The 18806-nt window shown below is 34.0% G+C and carries 18 protein-coding genes and 1 tRNA gene; 7 read left to right on the forward strand and 12 right to left on the reverse strand.

The annotated features are described in order from the left end of the window. Window positions 1-101: 101 nt before the first annotated feature. Together KWG70_RS02645 and KWG70_RS02650 are read right to left on the reverse strand one after the other, a co-directional pair. The gene (locus KWG70_RS02645) at window positions 102-779 is read right to left on the reverse strand and encodes an ABC transporter ATP-binding protein (RefSeq protein WP_230934445.1); all 678 of its coding nucleotides are present in this window, start codon (window positions 777-779) and stop codon (window positions 102-104) included. A gap of 32 nt (window positions 780-811) precedes the next feature. Next, the gene (locus KWG70_RS02650; protein ID WP_230934446.1) at window positions 812-2062 is read right to left on the reverse strand and encodes an efflux RND transporter periplasmic adaptor subunit; all 1251 of its coding nucleotides are present in this window, start codon (window positions 2060-2062) and stop codon (window positions 812-814) included. A gap of 207 nt (window positions 2063-2269) precedes the next feature. Here KWG70_RS02650 and KWG70_RS02655 point away from each other — a divergent pair, with 207 nt between their 5' ends. Both KWG70_RS02655 and KWG70_RS02660 read left to right on the forward strand, forming a co-directional pair. After that, on the forward strand, window positions 2270-3622 hold the full coding sequence (locus tag KWG70_RS02655; protein WP_230934447.1) for a sigma-54-dependent transcriptional regulator: 1353 nt from the start codon (window positions 2270-2272) through the stop codon (window positions 3620-3622). Next, window positions 3612-4955 carry a sensor histidine kinase gene (locus tag KWG70_RS02660; protein ID WP_230934448.1) on the forward strand — a complete coding sequence of 448 codons (1344 nt, stop codon included), beginning with the start codon at window positions 3612-3614 and terminating at the stop codon, window positions 4953-4955. The genes KWG70_RS02655 and KWG70_RS02660 overlap by 11 nt, the downstream gene beginning before the upstream one ends. 5 nt (window positions 4956-4960) lie before the next feature. Here KWG70_RS02660 and KWG70_RS02665 read toward each other — a convergent pair whose 3' ends face one another. From KWG70_RS02665 to KWG70_RS02690, 6 genes are read right to left on the reverse strand one after another with little or no spacing between them, the layout of a single operon-like run. Further along, the gene (locus KWG70_RS02665) at window positions 4961-6121 is read right to left on the reverse strand and encodes a metal ABC transporter permease (RefSeq protein WP_230934449.1); all 1161 of its coding nucleotides are present in this window, start codon (window positions 6119-6121) and stop codon (window positions 4961-4963) included. Beyond that, window positions 6114-7241 (reverse strand): metal ABC transporter permease, encoded by a 1128-nt coding sequence (locus KWG70_RS02670; protein WP_230934450.1) that lies wholly within the window; start codon window positions 7239-7241, stop codon window positions 6114-6116. Before KWG70_RS02670 ends, KWG70_RS02665 begins: the two co-directional genes overlap by 8 nt. Beyond that, the gene (locus KWG70_RS02675; protein ID WP_230934451.1) at window positions 7241-7978 is read right to left on the reverse strand and encodes a metal ABC transporter ATP-binding protein; all 738 of its coding nucleotides are present in this window, start codon (window positions 7976-7978) and stop codon (window positions 7241-7243) included. The genes KWG70_RS02670 and KWG70_RS02675 overlap by 1 nt, the downstream gene beginning before the upstream one ends. Then, window positions 7978-8895, reverse strand: a complete 918-nt coding sequence (locus tag KWG70_RS02680; RefSeq protein ID WP_230934452.1) for a metal ABC transporter solute-binding protein, Zn/Mn family — start codon at window positions 8893-8895, stop codon at window positions 7978-7980. The genes KWG70_RS02675 and KWG70_RS02680 overlap by 1 nt, the downstream gene beginning before the upstream one ends. A 9-nt stretch (window positions 8896-8904) precedes the next feature. Then, the gene (locus tag KWG70_RS02685; protein WP_230934453.1) at window positions 8905-9711 is read right to left on the reverse strand and encodes a transporter; all 807 of its coding nucleotides are present in this window, start codon (window positions 9709-9711) and stop codon (window positions 8905-8907) included. After that, complete coding sequence (locus KWG70_RS02690; protein WP_230934454.1) at window positions 9701-10357, reverse strand: metal-dependent transcriptional regulator; 657 nt, start codon at window positions 10355-10357, stop codon at window positions 9701-9703. The genes KWG70_RS02685 and KWG70_RS02690 overlap by 11 nt, the downstream gene beginning before the upstream one ends. Window positions 10358-10474: 117 nt before the next feature. Here KWG70_RS02690 and KWG70_RS02695 point away from each other — a divergent pair, with 117 nt between their 5' ends. Then, window positions 10475-10903, forward strand: a complete 429-nt coding sequence (locus KWG70_RS02695) for a hypothetical protein (protein WP_230934455.1) — start codon at window positions 10475-10477, stop codon at window positions 10901-10903. On the opposite strand, the gene KWG70_RS02700 is transcribed toward KWG70_RS02695, so the two are convergent. From KWG70_RS02700 to KWG70_RS02715, 4 genes are all read right to left on the reverse strand, one after another. Beyond that, on the reverse strand, window positions 10900-11043 hold the full coding sequence (locus tag KWG70_RS02700) for a FeoB-associated Cys-rich membrane protein (protein WP_230934456.1): 144 nt from the start codon (window positions 11041-11043) through the stop codon (window positions 10900-10902). The genes KWG70_RS02695 and KWG70_RS02700 overlap by 4 nt on opposite strands. Before the next feature lie 30 nt (window positions 11044-11073). Continuing rightward, a complete protein-coding gene (gene feoB / locus KWG70_RS02705) occupies window positions 11074-13173 on the reverse strand; it encodes a ferrous iron transport protein B (protein ID WP_230934457.1) in 2100 nt (699 codons plus the stop codon). Beyond that, on the reverse strand, window positions 13166-13399 hold the full coding sequence (locus tag KWG70_RS02710) for a FeoA family protein (RefSeq protein ID WP_230934458.1): 234 nt from the start codon (window positions 13397-13399) through the stop codon (window positions 13166-13168). The genes feoB and KWG70_RS02710 overlap by 8 nt, the downstream gene beginning before the upstream one ends. A gap of 72 nt (window positions 13400-13471) precedes the next feature. Next, window positions 13472-14140, reverse strand: a complete 669-nt coding sequence (locus tag KWG70_RS02715) for an SCO family protein (RefSeq protein ID WP_230934459.1) — start codon at window positions 14138-14140, stop codon at window positions 13472-13474. Window positions 14141-14253: 113 nt separating this feature from the next. Between KWG70_RS02715 and KWG70_RS02720 the strand changes: the two genes are divergently transcribed. From KWG70_RS02720 to KWG70_RS02735, 4 genes are all read left to right on the forward strand, one after another. Continuing rightward, window positions 14254-16188: a M1 family aminopeptidase gene (locus KWG70_RS02720; RefSeq protein WP_230934460.1), complete on the forward strand. Its 1935-nt coding sequence runs from the start codon at window positions 14254-14256 to the stop codon at window positions 16186-16188. Between the two features lie 79 nt (window positions 16189-16267). Then, window positions 16268-17593, forward strand: a complete 1326-nt coding sequence (gene rseP / locus KWG70_RS02725; protein WP_230934461.1) for an RIP metalloprotease RseP — start codon at window positions 16268-16270, stop codon at window positions 17591-17593. A 179-nt stretch (window positions 17594-17772) separates the two neighbouring features. Continuing rightward, a tRNA-Asn gene (locus tag KWG70_RS02730) sits at window positions 17773-17846 on the forward strand. A 286-nt stretch (window positions 17847-18132) separates the two neighbouring features. Next, window positions 18133-18795: a hypothetical protein gene (locus KWG70_RS02735; RefSeq protein ID WP_230934462.1), complete on the forward strand. Its 663-nt coding sequence runs from the start codon at window positions 18133-18135 to the stop codon at window positions 18793-18795. Window positions 18796-18806: the final 11 nt, after the last annotated feature.

Below are 18806 nucleotides of genomic sequence, written 5' to 3' on the forward strand. Positions count from 1 at the left end.
GATTGATTTGGTTTCAACACTTCAGTATAGTTGATTTGATTGGTTAGTGTTTATACTGAAGTGTGTTCACCTGGTTGATTGATTTTGATTGATACTATTGTTTAAGCCAGAATATTCTCTGTTACTTTTTGACCGTCTAACATTCTAATAATACGATGACTATATTTTGCATCGTGCTCACTATGTGTTACCATTATAATAGTTGTACCTGCTTCATTTAAGTCTATAAGCAAGTCCATAACTTCATTACCATTGGTACTATCTAAGTTTCCTGTTGGCTCATCTGCCAAGATTAATTTTGGATTATTAACTACTGCTCGGGCAACTGCTACACGCTGTTGTTGACCACCAGACAGTTGCTGAGGAAAGTGATTTCTACGATGCATAATTTGCATTTTTTCTAAAACCTCTTCAACTTTTTTCTTTCGTTCTGAAGGCTTAACACCTGTATAGATTAATGGTAATTCTACATTTTCAAAAACAGTAAGCTCGTCAATAAGATTAAAGCTTTGGAATACGAAACCTATATTATGTTTACGCAACTCTGAACGTTTTCGTTCATTATAACCAGCGACTTCTTGACCATTAAACATAAAACTGCCTCCATCTGGATCATCCAATAAGCCCAAGATGTTTAATAATGTAGATTTCCCACAACCTGAAGGTCCCATTATCGCAACAAACTCGCCTTCTTTAACACCAAAGGATAATTTATTTAAAGCAATAGTCTGAACTTCCTCTGTTCTGTAAAATTTCTCTAAATCCGTAATCTGTATCATTGTATTCATTTTTTAATTGATTGTCTTCTATTCTATTTTAAAATAAGTTCTTCAACGTCTCCAAAAGAGTCATAACTAGACGTTATAACCTTATCTCCTGGATTTAATCCTTCAAGAACTTCATAATATTCTGTATTTTGACTGCCTAATCTTACAGCTATTTTATAGGCTGTAGACCCATCTTCAGTTACTTTAAACATCCAGTTACCTCCAGTTTTTTGAAAGAAACCGCCTTTGGTAACTAATAAAGCTTCTTTCTCGGCACTAAGTGCAACACGTATCTGAAGATTTTGTCCTCTTCTAATACCTTCAGGCACTTCACCTTCAAACTTCATATCAACTTGAAAACGACCATTAGTTACTTGAGTAAATACTTTCTTTATCACTAAAGTGTAGGTTTTATTATTAAGTGTAAATGTTCCTGTTTGTCCATTGTAAATTCTAGAGATATAGTGTTCATCGATATCGACTCTTACTTTATATCCACTAGTAACATCTACTTGACCTAATCGCGTTCCTTTATTTATAGATTGTCCTATCTCGGCATCTAAAGATGTTAATTGACCATCAATTGGTGCGCGTACTACTAAGTCTCCTACTTTTTTTCGCATTAACTCTAAAGCACTTTGCGTTCTGGCATAAGAACTTTTAGCTTGATTTATTTCAAGTTTTGAAGAGATAGAATCTTCAGATAACACTTGTTTAGCCAATTTCATACGTTCTTTCTGGTAATCGAAATTATTTTTAGACGATTCGAAATCCATTCTTCCAATAGCACCTTTATCGTATAATCTTTTGTTTAGCGTATATACACGTTCTGCTTCAATAAGGCTATTCTCAACATCTGTAAATTGATTTTGTCTATTAATAGTATTCTGACGTGCTGCATTTTGAGAGATCTGCATCTGTGTCAGTAGATTATAAACTGAGGTTTCTTGATTGACCAGACTTAATTCTAAATCTGTATTTGATAAACGAAGAATTGGCTCCCCTTTCTTCATCATCGCACCATCTTCTACAAATTTTTCTTCAACACGACCACCTTCTAAAGCATCTAGATAAATTGTCGTTATTGGTAATACAATACCATTCACTGGAATATTCTCTTGAAATACATCTTTACTAACAGTATGAATAGAAATTCGTTCCTTTTCAACGTTCAATTTAGAACCACCAGAAGTTTGAACAATGACATAAACTATTAAGGCAACAATAATTAAAACACCAGTAATAAGTCCTAGTTTTTGCTTTGAAAATTTTTTCTTTTTAATTGGTAGGTCCATCTTTATTTTTTTTATGACACTACATATATAGTCAAGATGATGCCAAAGTCGTATTTTACTAACAATCAGTTGTTTATATAAAAATTAAAAATTAAAAGTGTTCGATTTTGATACACTTTGTGTTCGATAGTGTACACTTTATATCACATAAATATTTTTGGTTTTAGAGCCTTTAGAAGCTGAATATAAAATCGTAATATTGTAGTAATGGTTTTAAAAAACGCTTCCATATTAGTAATAGATGACGATGTAGATGTCTTAACAGCATTGCGACTACTCCTAAAACCTTTGGTAAGAGACGTTGTCACCGAAAAAAATCCGAATAATATATTATCTCAAATTGAAGGCGCTTCATTCGACATTGTTATTTTAGACATGAACTTTAGTGGTTTAGTCAATACTGGTAACGAAGGTATTTTTTGGTTGAATAAAATTCAAAAACAAAATCCTGAAATATCAGTTATTCTTATGACGGCTTATGCAGACATTGACCTAGCTATAAAAGGACTTAAAGAAGGTGCTTCAGATTTCTTAATGAAACCATGGAATAATAAAAAAGTTATTGAGACCATAACAACAATTCTAAGTCAGAAGAAATCAAAGTCTGCTCATAAAGAAAGTTTTAGTTCTAATAGTGTTGAAATTATTGGTGATAGTGATGTAATGACTGATGTTTTTGTAAAACTTAAAAAGGTAGCACCAACCGATGCTAATGTACTTATACTAGGCGAAAATGGTACTGGTAAAGATCTAATTGCAAGAGCTCTTCATGATAATTCTAACAGAAAAAACAAACCCTTTGTAAAAGTTGATGTAGGTGCGTTAACATCTTCTCTTTTTGAAAGCGAATTATTTGGCTACAAGAAAGGAGCTTTTACAGACGCCAGAGAAGACCGAAAAGGCCGCTTTGAAGCTGCTAATGGCGGAACCTTATTTTTGGATGAAATTGGAAATATTACCTTAGGACAACAAGTAAGGTTATTAACAGTGCTACAAAATAGGCAAGTTACTCCTCTAGGATCTAATGATTCTATTCCTATCGATATTAGGTTGATATGTGCTACAAATGTTGACCCAATAGTTTTGGCAGATGAAAAGAAGTTTCGAAAGGATTTGATCTATAGAATCAACACTGTCGATATTACTATGCCTCCACTTAGGGATCGTGGTAAAGATATTACCGAGTTGTCTCATCACTTTGTATCACTTTATGCCGAAAAATATAATAAGAATACATTTTCGTTTGACTCTGGTTTTATTTCAAAATTGAAAAAGCATGATTTTCCTGGGAATGTAAGAGAGCTTCAATATGTACTTGAACGTGCTGTAATAATGGCAGATGGAACTGTTTTAAAACCTGATGATTTGGTGTTTTCTTCCATCGAGCATTCTTCGGTAACTACCAATACTACCATCGCCAGCCTAAATTTGCACGACATAGAAAAAAATGCCATTCTTACTGTATTAGAAAAGAATAAAGGCAATGTATCTAAATCTGCCAAAGAGTTAGGAATTACAAGAGCTGCTTTATATAGACGACTAGATAAGTATGAACTATAGAGCTTACATCTTTAGACTTTTTTTTAGAATTCTACTATTAGTTAGTGCCATACTGGCTTTAGTGTATACTATTTATAAAGATCAAACGGTGTATTCGGTTATTATAGGTATTGGGTTACTTTATCTTCTTATTAATACATACACTTTTGTTAAGCGTCGATTTGTCGCTATGGACGATTTTTTTGAAGCGGTAAAATATCGTGATTTCTCAAGGTGGTTTCCAGAAGACAGAGGTCCAAAAGATATACGGTTTTTGTATACGGGTTTTAATGAAATTAATAGAACTATAAAAGAAATCAACTCTCAGAATCAAGCGCAATATGTTTACCTCCAAAAGATCTTAGAAATGGTTGATATAGGCATCATAGCTTATAACTTAGAAACAGGTGATGTTTTGTGGGTTAATGACTCTTTTGGTGACATATTAGATATGCCTTCCTTTAAAAATATACGATTTATTGAAAACAGAAAGCCTGAACTATTCAATACTATTTTTGAAACCTATCATAGGGAGCCAAACTCAATTTCTATAGCCTTGCAAAATGAACGTATTAAAATATTAATTTCTGATACGGTTTTTCAGGTTGATGATGATGCTTTTAAACTCATTGTTATTCAGGATATTGATAATACTTTAAACAAAAATGAGTCTGAATCTTGGAAGAAATTATTAAGTGTTATGACTCATGAAATCATGAATTCTATTGCGCCCATTTCATCGTTGGCAGATACACTTCAATCTAATTTACAGATAGCCATCAAGCAACCTAAAGACAGTAACCTAGAATTAGACGATTTAAACTCTGGTATAAAAACAATCAAAAATCGTAGTGACGGCTTACTGAAATTTGCTAAAACTTATCGTAGTTTAAGTAAGGTCACCAACCTGAATTTACAAAGAGTTAAAGTGTCTGAACTGTTTAGTAATATTCAATTGTTAATGGCGCCTTCAATTGAAGCTAAGAACATAGATATAACGTTTAAGATTTCTGGACCTAAATTAGAATTAGATATTGATACTCACCTCATCGAGCAAGTTTTGATCAATCTAATACTAAATGCTGTCGATGCCTGCAAACACAAAGAAGATGCTCAAATTAAAGTATCAGCATCTCAAAATACGAATAGAAATATTGTTCTAAAAGTATATGATAACGGAACGGGTATTCCTCAAGACATTTTAGAAAACATCTTTGTTCCATTCTTCACAAGTAAAGCCACAGGAAGCGGAATTGGTTTAAGTCTTTGCAAGCAAATCATGCTACTTCATAAAGGCAAAATACTTGTAAAGAGTTTAGAAGGAGAAGGGTCTGTATTTAGTCTTGTATTTTAAAGGAACTAGCCTCTAAATAGGAAGAAATCATCTTTCATATCTTCGATCTGAGCGTCTTCATTGGTGATAATATAATCTATCGCTTGAGTTGTAAACTCATCACCTTTAGACGTTAATGACACAATATTATTATCGATAATTATCATGTTATTTTTTAAGGCCAGTTCCAAAACAGTTTTAGATCTCACTTTTTGCCAATTGATATGCTCGTTTAAATGATTGACATGACGTTCACGTTCTTCATCATGATTTTTTAAATGCAGTAAAAAAGTTAACAGCGACACTTCTGTACGTTGTTGTTTTTCTCGATAAAGTACAGCAATCACACCTTTATTTGGAGCAAATAAATACACCAATAAAAATAACACACCTAACATAGTGGTGATAGATCCTGCAATAGAAGCGTCTAGCCAATGTGCAAACCAATAACCTGAAATGGCACTAAATACGCCAAATACAATAGACAGAAAGAGCATTTTCTTTAAATCTGTTGTCAATAAATAAGCCGTTGCTGCAGGAGCGATCATAAGAGCGACGACCAAAATCGCGCCAACCGCGTCAAAAGCACCTACGGTTGTTATGGATGATACTGTCATTAATCCATAGTGAATAATAACAGGAGAAAATCCTAATGATGCCGCCAAGCCCTTGTCAAATGTGCTCAACTTTAATTCTTTAAAAAATGCGAATAATAATATTATAGTAATCATTAGAATTGCTCCCACAATCCATAATGACTTTGGCCCTAGATCTACACCAGAAACTAATAATCGATCAAAAGGTGCATAAGCTAATTCGCCTAATAAAACGGCATCGACATCCAAATGAATATCATCTGCATTCTTTTTAATTAGAATAACACCAATACTAAACAGTGCAGGAAATACAAGACCAATGGCTGTGTCTTCCTTTACTAAACCTGTCTTTTGAATATACTCTACAAGTACAACGGTAACCACACCTGCTAAAGTGGCTAGTAAAATTAAAATTGGCGATCCTAAATCATGTGTTATAAAAAATCCAACTACGATTCCTGGTAGTATCGAGTGACTAATGGCATCACTAATCATGGCCATTTTCCGGAGCACTAAAAATGTTCCAGGAATAGCACAAGCAATAGCTACTAAACTTGCAATGAGCTGTATTTCTATTTGCGCATTACTCATCGTTTTTGGTTAATTGGTTATATAGATTAGATGCCGATTTAAAGCCTTCGTTAGTTAAACTCCAGGTCGATCCTTGTAGTGTCACGTAGTTTTTTTCAACTAATTTTTTAAGTGTTCCTTTCGTAAATCCTTGAAAATTATTTAAGATCTTAATCTCATGAGGATGAGAGATATCATCATGGGTCTCGGCAATATTATACATAAAGGCTAAGGTTTTATGTAACTGCAAATCACGACGATTCTTGATAAACCGTATTTGTTTAAACAACAAGCCTCGACTAGGTGAAAATATAAATGAAATAAATACAAAAACAGCAGCTACAAGAACAATGACTGGTCCAGTAGACAAATTATTCTGACTGGCACTTATTGCTGTTCCGAAAACACCCGAGAATGCACCAAAAAGAGCTGCTAGAAACACCATAGTTGCTAAACTGTTTGTCCATTGCCTAGCGGCAGCAGCTGGAGCTAAAAGCATCGCACTCATTAATACAACACCTACGGTTTGAAGTCCTAAAACAATGGCTAATACAATAAAGCTAGTAATAAGGATATCGATGGTTTTCGTGTTAAACCCAAGTGTCTTAGCATAATCTTTATCAAAGAGTAAAATCTTAAATTCTTTCCAGAAGAGTAACAACACAAAAAGGCAAATCCCAGTAACGATAGCCATCATCCATACATCACTTTCTACTAAAGTTGCAGCCTGACCAAATAAGTACTTATCTAACCCAGCTTGATTGGCATTAGGCTGCTTTTGAATGAACGTTAGCAAAAGCATTCCGAAGCCAAAAAATAAGGAAAGTATTAGGCCTAAGGCAGTATCAGATTTGAGATGAGTTTTGGTAATAATGCCGCGTATCCAAAATGTTCCAATCAACCCACTTACTAGAGCACCTAATAATAGTGTGTTACTATCTTTTGCTCCAGTAATTAAAAAAGAAATAGCAATTCCTGGTAAAGCAGCATGAGAAATAGCATCACCTAAGAGGCTTTGTTTTCGCAATACAGCAAAACTGCCTAACATCCCTGTTACAGCACCTAAAATTGCTGTTCCGAGTGTGATTGTACGCAACGTATAATCTGAAAATACTAAAGAAAAATACTCTTGAATATCCATTACTCTTGTATACTTACTTTGTAATTAATACCATAGGTCTTTGTCAAATTATCATCATTGAAAATATCCTTAACTGGTCCAGTCGCAATTTTTTTTACGTTTAAAAAGGTTACCCAATCAAAATACTCTGGAACCGTTTGTAGATCATGATGAACAACAATTACAGTTTTTCCTGCTTTTCGTAGTTCTTTTAAAATATTGATGATGGCAATTTCTGTTGTAGCATCTACGCCTTGAAAAGGCTCATCCATAAAATAGATAGACGCATCTTGCACTAATGCGCGCGCTAAAAATATACGCTGTTGTTGTCCACCAGAAAGCTGACTTATTTGTCGGTTTTTAAACGGTAGCATCCCTACTTTTTCGAGAGCTTCCAATGCCGCTTTCTTTTGTTTTTGTCTAGGACGTTTGATCCAGCCTAAACTTCCATAAGTTCCCATCATTACAACATCGAGTGCTGTTGTTGGGAAATCCCAATCCACACTTCCTTTTTGAGGTACATAAGCGACTAAAGAGCGTTGCTTATCGTATGATTTTCCGTAGATCGAAACACTACCAGCTATAGGTTTCAAAATTCCTAAAATAGACTTGATAAGTGTAGATTTTCCCGCTCCATTAGGTCCAACAATAGCCATTAAAACCCCTTCAGGTATTTCGAGATCAATATCCCAAAGCACAGGCTTGTAGTTATACGCTACAGTTAAATCATCAACTTGTACTGCTATCTTATCACTCATTATTTTAAGGCATTTACAATCGTATTGACATTATATTCAAACATACCAATATAGGTTCCTTCTACGGTTCCAGCATCTCCTAATGCATCAGAGTATAAGGTGCCACCAATGGTCACTTCATGACCTTTAGATTTTACTGCTGCTTGCAACGCTTCAATAGTTCGTTTTGGAACTGAACTTTCGACAAAAATTGCCTTAATCTCTTTTTCAATAATAAATGCTGATAAGTTTTGAACATCCTGAACTCCTGCTTCAGTTGCAGTAGATAATCCCTGTAAGCCAACAACTTCAAAGTCAAATGCTTTTCCGAAGTAATTAAAGGCATCATGGGCAGTAACTAAAATTCGTTTTTCTTTTGGAAGCGTCTCAATGATCCCTTTTACTTTAGCTTGAAGCGCTTCTAATTTTGCACCATAAGCAGCTTCGTTCGTTTTATAATTCTCGGCATTCTTTGGATCTTTTTCTGAAAGCACTTGAGTTACTTTAGACGCAAATTGTTTAAAATAATCGATATCAAACCAAACATGCGGATCATAATTAGATGCAAAATAATCTGATCCAATTAAGGTATTTTTATCTAACGCTTCACCTAATGCTATTGGTGTTTTAGTACTGCTTCCCATTTTTTCGAACACCTCAACAAGTTTACCTTCGAGGTGTAATCCGTTATAAAAAATAATAGTAGCGTCTACCAATTTTGTAACATCACCTTCACTCGCCTTATAGAGGTGTGGGTCGACGCCACTTCCCATCAAGCCTTTAACATTCACATGATCTCCACCTATATTTTCAACTAAATCGGTAATCATTGTAGTCGTGGTAACTACATTTAGTTTTCCATTAGATGGTGTGTCATTTTTACACCCCAAAAAGGCTGTAATTAATACTAGTATTGATAATTTTTTTAATGTATTCATTGTTGTTTTTTATTTAGTAGGTATTCTAAAACTTGCACCTAAACCAATTAGGATATCTTGACCTTCAGTGATACTTGTACCAACATATGCATCTAATTGTAGGTCGTTTGAAAGTAAATAAGTAAGTCCTGCATCCCAATAATGATTAGCTGAACTATCTTCTGGTAAATCACCATAGAGTTCGGCATACATACCAAACTTATCTGTAAAACTATAGCCGTAAGCTAATGTATAAATTGCTGCAGCCTCTGAAGAATCATCTCCCCATTGAGCCCCAATATTATAGCCTAAGCTTGAGTTATCACTTAGCGTATGAGATAAAGAAAATCTAAAATCGACTCCAGTTGTCTCAGGACGATAATCCTTAGATGCGCTAAATAGCGGAAATACGTGTCCGATGAATGCAATTTCTGGCATACCATTTTTCTCTTCAGCGATATCAATTTTTACACCAAGTAGCAATGGAGATAATCCGCTGGTAACATTATTTAGTTTATTACCATTAACTTTTGTCACACCTTCTACAAAATCCCAACCTAAACGTAATTCTATATTATCAAGGATACCGTAACGTACAAGAGTTGTATTGAAGGTGTAGCTTTGAGATGTCACAGCGTTTTCTTCAAAAGATTCATATAAACCTCCAGTTTCTATTTGAAGAATGCCTTTTCCAACTGTTGATGAGGCTTCTGTTGCATCAGGTCGATCTGTAACTAATGGTTCAGACGTTATATTATTTTGGTTTTCATCTTGTGCATTAATAACTATTGAAAATAGCATCAATACAATAAGTAAGTAGGTGTTTTTAGTTTTCATCAACATAAATAATTTTAGTAAAATCTTCATTCAAAACAATGGTATTGGACCCAATGGAAATTTGAGTCATTTTATTACCGATAAATTGTTTTGAAACGGTTAGTGTATTTCTATATCTAATTTGGTTTTGAGCACAAAATTCAAAAAATTCTTTATCATCACTCATTAACCTAGCAATAGTGTATGTTTTGCCTTCAACGGCTTCAGCCAAAGAGATTGACGTGTCTTCGGTGGTGATTTCACCATTAGCATTTGGAATGGGGTCACCATGTGGATCAAACTTTGGGTGGCCTAAATATTCGCTAATTTTTTCAGCCAACAAATCTGAGGTTTGGTGTTCTAGTAATTCTGCTTCACGATGAATATCATGTAAGGTCATGTCAAACATTTTAAATAAAAAAGCTTCCCATAAGCGATGTTTTCTAATCACATTAAGGGCCATTTTTGTACCCTGTTCTGTGAGTTGTAACGCTTGATATTTTTCATAATTAAGTAAATTCTTTGCTGCTAATTTTTTAGCCATGTCTGTTGCTGCTGCATTAGAAATACCTAACTTTTTAGCGATATTTCCAGGTTTAGTATCCTTAATATCGTGTTGATCATTATTGTAAATTGCTTTTACAAAGTTCTCTATAGCTACAGACATTTTTAAATTACTTTAATTTATTTTTAAGTAAGCTTAAATATTTTACAAATGTAACTAAAATTTCAATATTTTATTAATTTTGGTCACATAAAAGTTATGATTTAATTAAATTGAAGCATGAAAACCTTAAGCTCTACCCTATTATTAAGCTTTGCATTTATAGCGATGAATGCTCAAACACCTGTCGTTAAAGATTCTCTAAGCATAAGTGCTTCTGTTGGATTTCATCAGAAAGTAGATTTTGAAGACTATGAAGTGAAGTTCAAAAAGCTAGTATCAGATTCTAGGTGTCCAAAGGACGTGATGTGCATTAGAGCTGGTGAAGCAAAAGTATTAGTGTCTATATATAAAAAAGGAGACTTTCTTCAGGATAAAGAAATTACAATTCATGCAAGTGGTTATGTCATGGAAGAAAACAATCTAGCCTTTAATGGCACTGACTTTAAAATCTATGGTATGACCTTGAAACCTTATCCTAAAGGAACAAACAGTATTCCAGAACAGGATTATATTTTAGAAGTTGTATTTCAACCTAAACGACTTTAGTGACAACCACAACCATCATCACCACAAGCTTTATTGGCCGTTACTTTTTTCTTTGGAAGAACCCCAAACTTGCGCAATAAAAACCATATCGCCAAAGCTACTGAAGTAAAGACTAATATGTTCTGCAAAATGGTATTCATAAGTAATTTGTCGTTAATAATATACTAATCTTACTTTAAAAATTGATAAGCAATCAATGCCACTATATAAGCAAAGGCGCTCATAATAGTTAATTGCAATATAGGCCATTTCCAAGTATTAGTTTCCCGTTTCACTATTGCTAATGTACTCATACACTGCATAGCAAATGCATAAAAGAGTAACAATGAAATACCACTTGCGAAATTAAATAATGGTGTACCAAGAACGGGATTAATTTCTTTTGCCATTCTATTTTTTATCGTTTCTTCTTCATCACTACCAACACTATAAATAGTTGCCAATGTACCCACAAAAACTTCACGAGCAGCAAACGAACTTACGATTGCAATGCCTATTTTCCAATCGTAACCTAAAGGTCTAATGACTGGCTCTATGGCATGACCAGCTATACCAATAAAGGAATGCTCTAATTTATGAGAGGCTATTTTTTGATCCAATTCATCTTGTGATAAATTATCTGTAGCATACTCTGCAGTTACGATTTCTTCAGCATTATTGAATTGTTCTCCTGGTCCATAAGATGCTAAAAACCATAATACAATTGAAATCGCTAAAATAATTTTACCTGCACCAAACACAAAAGATTTCGTTTTTTCTAAAACCGTCAGCGCCACATTTTTAAGTAAAGGCACCTTATAATTTGGCATTTCAACAACGAAAAAAGTCTTACTTTTAATCTTCAATATCTTATTTAAAAGCCAAGCCGAAAAAATAGCAGCTCCAAACCCTATGAGATACAATAACATTAATGTCAATGCCTGATAACTTAAGCCTAGGAAACGACCTTGAGGAATAACTAGTGAAATGATAATCAAATATACTGGCAAACGTGCCGAACAGGTTGTAAAAGGTGTTACTAAAATCGTAATTAAACGTTCTTTCCAACTTTCAATATTTCTAGTTGCCATGATAGCTGGAATGGCGCATGCCGTTCCAGAAATTAAAGGTACTACACTTTTCCCGCTAAGCCCAAAACGTCTCATAATACGATCCATTAAAAAGACCACTCGACTCATATAACCACTTTCTTCCAAAACGGCTATAAACAAAAACAGAAATGCTATTTGGGGAATAAATATCACAATACCGCCAAGTCCAGGAATAACGCCTTCAGCAATTAAGTTAGTAAATGCTCCTTCGGGTAAGACATTTTTCACCCATTCACTAAGTGAAGCAAATGTACTATCTATGAAATCCATTGGGACTTCAGCCCAATCATAAATGGCTTGAAAAATAGTGAGTAGAATCACAAAAAAGATGAGATAGCCCCAAATCTTATGTGTTAAAATTCTATCGAGCCTAATACGTAAATCCTTAGCAGAATTTAAGTCAATTGTTTGTCCTTTTTTTAGAGTATTATTTATAAACTGATAACGTTTAATAGTTTCCTTTTGCTGCAATCGCTTGAGGTCTGACTTTCCTTTTGTCTTAAAACTATTAATAGCGTCAACTTCATTTCTATCAATCTTTCCGAAGTTAACATCTTGGGTAATCACTAACCAGAGTTTATACAACAACTGATTTGGAAATGCTTGGCGCAACTTCTCAAAATAATCTGTATCTATTTCCGAAGCATTTAAGCAAGGTGCAACCGATAAATCTTTATAATTAGTAATGAGCTCTTTTAATTGATCTATTCCTTTATTTTTTCTTGTGCTTATAAGAGCAATTTTTGTTTGCAGCTCCTGTTCTAAGTAAGGAATATCCAAATGAATGCCTTTGTATTCCATTCGGTCCGACATATTAATCACCAGAATTGTGGGGATTTCTAAGTCTTTTATTTGAGTATAAAGTAATAGGTTACGTTTTAAATTTTCAACATCACTTACTACTACGGCAACATCGGGAAAATCTTTGTCGTTTTTATTTAAGAGTAATTCTATAACGACATTTTCATCTAATGAAGACGCATTCAAACTGTATGTTCCTGGCAAATCAATGATATGCGCTTTAACGCCTCTTGGCAATTTACAGATGCCTTCTTTTTTCTCTACAGTAATCCCAGGATAGTTCCCTACCTTTTGATTTAAACCTGTAAGTGCATTAAATACTGAGGTTTTTCCAGTATTAGGGTTTCCAATAAGTGCAACATTAATTTGTTTACTCATTAGAAATATCGATTAAAATGTGAATAGCCGTTTCTTTTCTTATGGCTAAATGTGTTCCATTAATGTTAAGATACATTGGATCGGCAAATGGTGCTACTTGAACAAGCTCGACCATATTACCTGGCAAACATCCCATTTCTAGAAGTTTGAGCGGAATATGAATTGAAGAAACGTCAGTAATAACGCCCTGTTGACCTCTTTTTATATCTGCTAATGTGACTTTCAAGCTTATTTAGATTGATTTTAAGTAAGCAAAAATAAAGGAAAAATTCAGTGTAAAAAAATTGTAGCCCTAAAACTATTGATATTCTTTTTTTAAACGTTTAATATCATAAATCAGCGAATCTACAGACGCTGGACTTACACCATTATACAACCCTCTTATTTGCTTGTCTTTATCTATAAGTGCGAAGTTTTCGGTATGCACCATACCATATTCTCCCATACCATCATCTTTAACAACTAAGTAAGACTTTCTTGCCAGATCATAGATTTGTTTTCGATCTCCAGTGACTAAGTTCCATTTGTTGTCATTAACACCTTTTTCTATAGCATAACGCTTTAACTGTGCTACACTATCGATCTCAGGTGTTACCGAATGTGATAATAATAAAACCTCATCATCATCAATAATTTCGCTTTGAATACGACTCATTTGATCTGTCATTACCGGACAAATGGTTTGACACGTCGTAAAAAAGAAATCAGCAACGTAGATTTTATCTTTGTAAGTGTCTTGAGTAATGGTATCTCCATTTTGATTTACCAATTTAAAATCGGCTATAGTATGATACTTCTTTTTGTGCTGAATCGTACTATCAACCAAGGATGCATCTACTCTATTAGGTTGATAAATTGGTAATGGTTTTTCTACTTTTAGTATTGAATAAATTATTGAAATAATAATCCCTGAGACTAAAAGCAAGACGATAAAAAAGAATTTAAATTGTTTGATATAAGCAAACATCTCTTGATTTTTAAGGCTTTAATGTAAGATTTGAGTGCAAAAATACGACAGAATAGCAACAAAATGACTACTTTTAACAAGCTATATTGTTAAAAAAGAAAAAGATTATTACCATGAAGTTAAGACTACTCATTTTTTTGGGACTGTTTTCGACAGTATCATTTTCTCAAGATTACAACGAAACTTTAAATACCATCCGTGAAGCCGAAGCAAAATCTGCCTTAAACCGCATCATGCAGCGCTCAAACTTAAATACTGGTAATTACGATTTAAAATATCACAGATTGGAATTAGACATAGATCCTGCGGTTTCATTTATCTCAGGAGACATTACCTCGTATTTTACAGCTAAGAGTAATATGACCACCATAACTTTTGATTTATCAGCAAACATGACGGTTAATCAGGTTTTACAACGTGGTAATCTATTATCATACTCGCATCTTGGTGATGAGCTTATCATTACACTTCCTTCAACCTTAAGTACAGGAACTTTAGATTCTTTAACGGTAAGTTACTCTGGAAATCCTGAGTTTTCTGGACTAGGTTCATTTGAACAGAATCAACATAATGGTGACCCAATCATCTGGACACTTTCTGAACCATATGGAGCTAAAGCTTGGTGGCCTTGTAAGCAAGACCTCATTGACAAAATAGATTCTATAGATGTTTTTATGACAACACCTCGATTCAATCCATCGAACGAAGAATATATTTCAGTATCGAACGGACTTGAACAAAGTCAGGTATTAAATGGAAATGAAAAGACAACACATTTTAAACATCGTTATCCCATTCCTGCATACCTTATCGCTATTGCAGCAACTAATTATAGTGTCTTTACACAAACGGTTCCTAATAATGGAAACCCCTTTGAAATTGTAAACTATGTTTATCCCGAAAGCTTAAGTACCGCTCAAGCTGGCACAGCTGTGACAGTACCTATAATGAATCTTTTTAATGATTTGTTTGAAGAATATCCTTTTGCTAATGAAAAATATGGCCATGCACAATTTGGTTGGGGCGGAGGAATGGAACACACTACAGTGTCATTTATGGGAAATTTTGGACGTAACTTAATTGCTCATGAACTAGCACATCAATGGTTTGGAAATAAAATTACATGTGGTAGTTGGAAAGATATTTGGCTCAACGAAGGTTTTGCAACCTATTTGTCTGGGATCGTTATTGAACATTTAGATGGAAATAATGCATTCACAACCTGGAAACAACAACGAAATAATTCAATTACAGCCGCACCCAATGGAGCTGTATATCTTTCAGATGCAGATACAACATCCGTTGGAAGAATTTTTAGCGGCCGTCTTTCCTACAACAAAGGTGCTATGGTATTACATATGCTTAGAAAAAAGCTTGGTGATGTTACCTTTTATCAAGCGCTTCAAGATTATTTAAATACATCTGAACATGCCTATGATTATGCTAAAACGGAGGATTTTATTGCTATTGTTGAAACAACATCAGGAGAAGATTTAACCGAATTTTTTGACGACTGGCTGTATAATCAAGGATATCCTAGCTATACAATTACCTGGAATCAACCTACAACTAATCAAGTAGGAATTACTATAGAACAAATACAAAGTCATGCTTCAGTTTCCTATTTTGAAGCACCTGTACCTATACGATTAATAGGAACGTTTGGTGAACAAATGGACCTTGTTTTAGATAATACGACTAACGGGCAAAGCTTTTTGGAAACCGTAAACTTTACGGTTCAAACGGTGTTATTTGATCCAGAATCTGATTTGATCTCAGCAAACAACAATGTGCTATTAAGTACAGATGAGTTTGACATCAATACAGAGCTTATAGTATATCCTAATCCGACATCTGAGGTACTTCATATTGAAAAACCTCAAGCTACCGAAGTTTCAGAAATTAGAATCTACAACACACTTGGGCAGTTAATTAATCAATTGCCTTGGAGTTCGACACTGGATACATCCTATTGGTCGTCTGGATTATTATTTGTTCAATTTCAAACTAATAAAGGCGTCATTACTAAATCGGTGTTAAAAAATTAGCCATTAAACCGATTAAAATTTTCTAAATGCGGCTAAAACACTACTTTTGTCGACTAGAATTTTATTTGACTAACGATACATGGAGTTTGTAATAAGAATATCTCAATTTTTACTGAGTCTTTCATTACTAATCGTATTACACGAATTAGGACATTTTATACCAGCAAAACTATTTAAAACCAGAGTAGAAAAGTTTTACCTCTTTTTTGACATTAAGTTTTCTTTATTCAAAAAGAAAATCGGTGAAACTGTTTATGGTATTGGATGGCTACCGCTTGGTGGTTATGTGAAGATTGCTGGAATGATTGATGAAAGTATGGACAAAGAGCAAATGGCGCAGCCACCTCAGCCATGGGAGTTTCGCTCTAAGCCAGCTTGGCAACGTTTGATTATTATGTTAGGTGGTGTCACTGTTAATTTCATATTAGCCTATTTTATTTATGTGTTTGTCGCTTTTGTATATGGAGACAAGACCACGACTATAGAAAGTTTAAAAGATGGGTATTGGATCGAAAATGAACTGTTACAAGACATTGGTTTTAAAACAGGAGATAAGATTATAAAAGTTAATGACGTTGCAGTTGTCAATGATTATGACGTTAAGTCTAACATTATTGGAGCCGAAACATTCACCATAAGAAGACATGGCCAAGAGCAAGTCATTACCTTACCTGAAGATTTTCTGGGTCAGTTTTCATCTGCAAAAAGTAGAGATCTATTTGAGCGACGCATTCCATTTATGATTCGTAAAATAGCGGATACCTCATTGAACAAAAATGCAGGCATTGAGCCAAAAGATATTATCACATCTATCGATGGAAAAGAACTAAGATATTTTGATCAATTAGACTCGTTAATGACGGGCTATAAAAACGAAACCTTAACGGTTCAACTACTTCGAGGTGAAGAAGCAATCACCAAACAATTAAAAGTTGATGGAGACGGTAAGTTTGGGTTTCAAGCTGGATATGATGAAGATCGTTTTGTGGAGTTGGGTTACTTTGATCGTACCATTCAAACCTATACGTTTGGAGAAAGTTTTGGCGCTGGTGCTTTTGATTTTGTAGATACCTTACGAAAGTATGGTGCACAATTAAAAGCCATATTTACACCTAGTACTGGAGCTTACAAAGGTGTTGGAGGCTTTAAAGCCATTTATGAAGTATTTCCTCCTTTTTGGAGCTGGCAAGCCTTTTGGGTATTAACGGCCTTTTTATCAATCATGTTAGGCGTACTAAACTTATTGCCTATACCAGCATTAGATGGTGGTCATGTTATGTTTTTATTATTTGAAATCATCTCAGGAAGAAAACCTAGCGAGAAGTTTTTAGAACGTGCACAGCTTGTAGGATTCGTGATTTTAATCACCTTGGTTCTATTTGCGAATATCAACGATTGGATTTAGAAAAAATTAAGCAATTTTTTTAAAAAAATTGTTTACGATGTGCGTTATCATTTTATAATCATGTCATCGTGAAACTTTGTTGTAGATTATTATTTAAAAAAAAATTAAATAAATTTTAAAAGACGTTTTGACAAACTTAAAAAATAGCATATATTTGCGCTCGCTAAAGCGATTAACACTCCTCTTTAGCTCAGTTGGTTAGAGCATCTGACTGTTAATCAGAGGGTCCTTGGTTCGAGCCCAAGAAGAGGAGCAAACAAAAGTTCAACAGAAATGTTGGACTTTTTTTGTGGAATGAATTGGGAGAGAAGTTTATCCCGAAAGTAAAGTGCTTCTGGAAGCCCAAGAAGAGGAGCAACATTAAAATCCGGTCTTTTTAGATCGGATTTTTTAGTTTATAGCTAAGTCTAATTAGCTTAAACCACTAGTGTTATACATCTGTAAAGATGACCAAAACTTCCTGTTTTTGGGAACATAGACCCCAAAAACGCGTATATTTATCTCTATATAACCAGTTGCCAGTAATTTGACCAAACCGAATGGAAGTCACAAAAAAAGATGTTGAAGAATTAATTGAATTAAGAAAAAAAGACAGTTTTCTTAATCACTTATGGAATATCTTTTCACGTGATATGCGAGCGAAAGGAGAAATAAATCGGAATGAAATAAAAGTGTGGAGCCAAAATATGTGGAATCTGACTTTCTATTCGATTTTTACATTCGAATTTAATACTAATAATCATCTGACAAACATAACGGATAAGATGAATCCTGTTGGAAAAACTCTAATTGGAATTGCATCTTTATGGTTTCTGTATTTGATTTTCCCTAACAATCCGACTGAATTTAATCCAATTGATAATTGGCAATGGATTACCATAATTGCTGTTTTCGTCTTTTTAGTAGCTTGGGTTTCTCGAAAGATTTACAAAATGGAAAGGAAAAATCAACTTGAGGAAATATACGAGATTCTGGATATTGAAATTGAGGAAAAAGCACCTGAAAATGAATGGTCGCTGAAAAACATTCTGATTAGATTATTTACTTATCCTTTTGCGGTTTTTGTAATAACTATTTGTGTTTGGAGCTTATTTTCGAATGGAATAAAAAGCATCTTTTTAACCTTATTTGGAATCGGAATTTGTGGAATGTATCTGTATTCAGATGTAAGAATGATAATAAAAAATAAAAAGGCTGAATAATAAAAAACCAC

This window comes from Psychroserpens luteolus, from assembly GCF_021032705.1.
Taxonomy (GTDB): domain Bacteria; phylum Bacteroidota; class Bacteroidia; order Flavobacteriales; family Flavobacteriaceae; genus Psychroserpens; species Psychroserpens luteolus.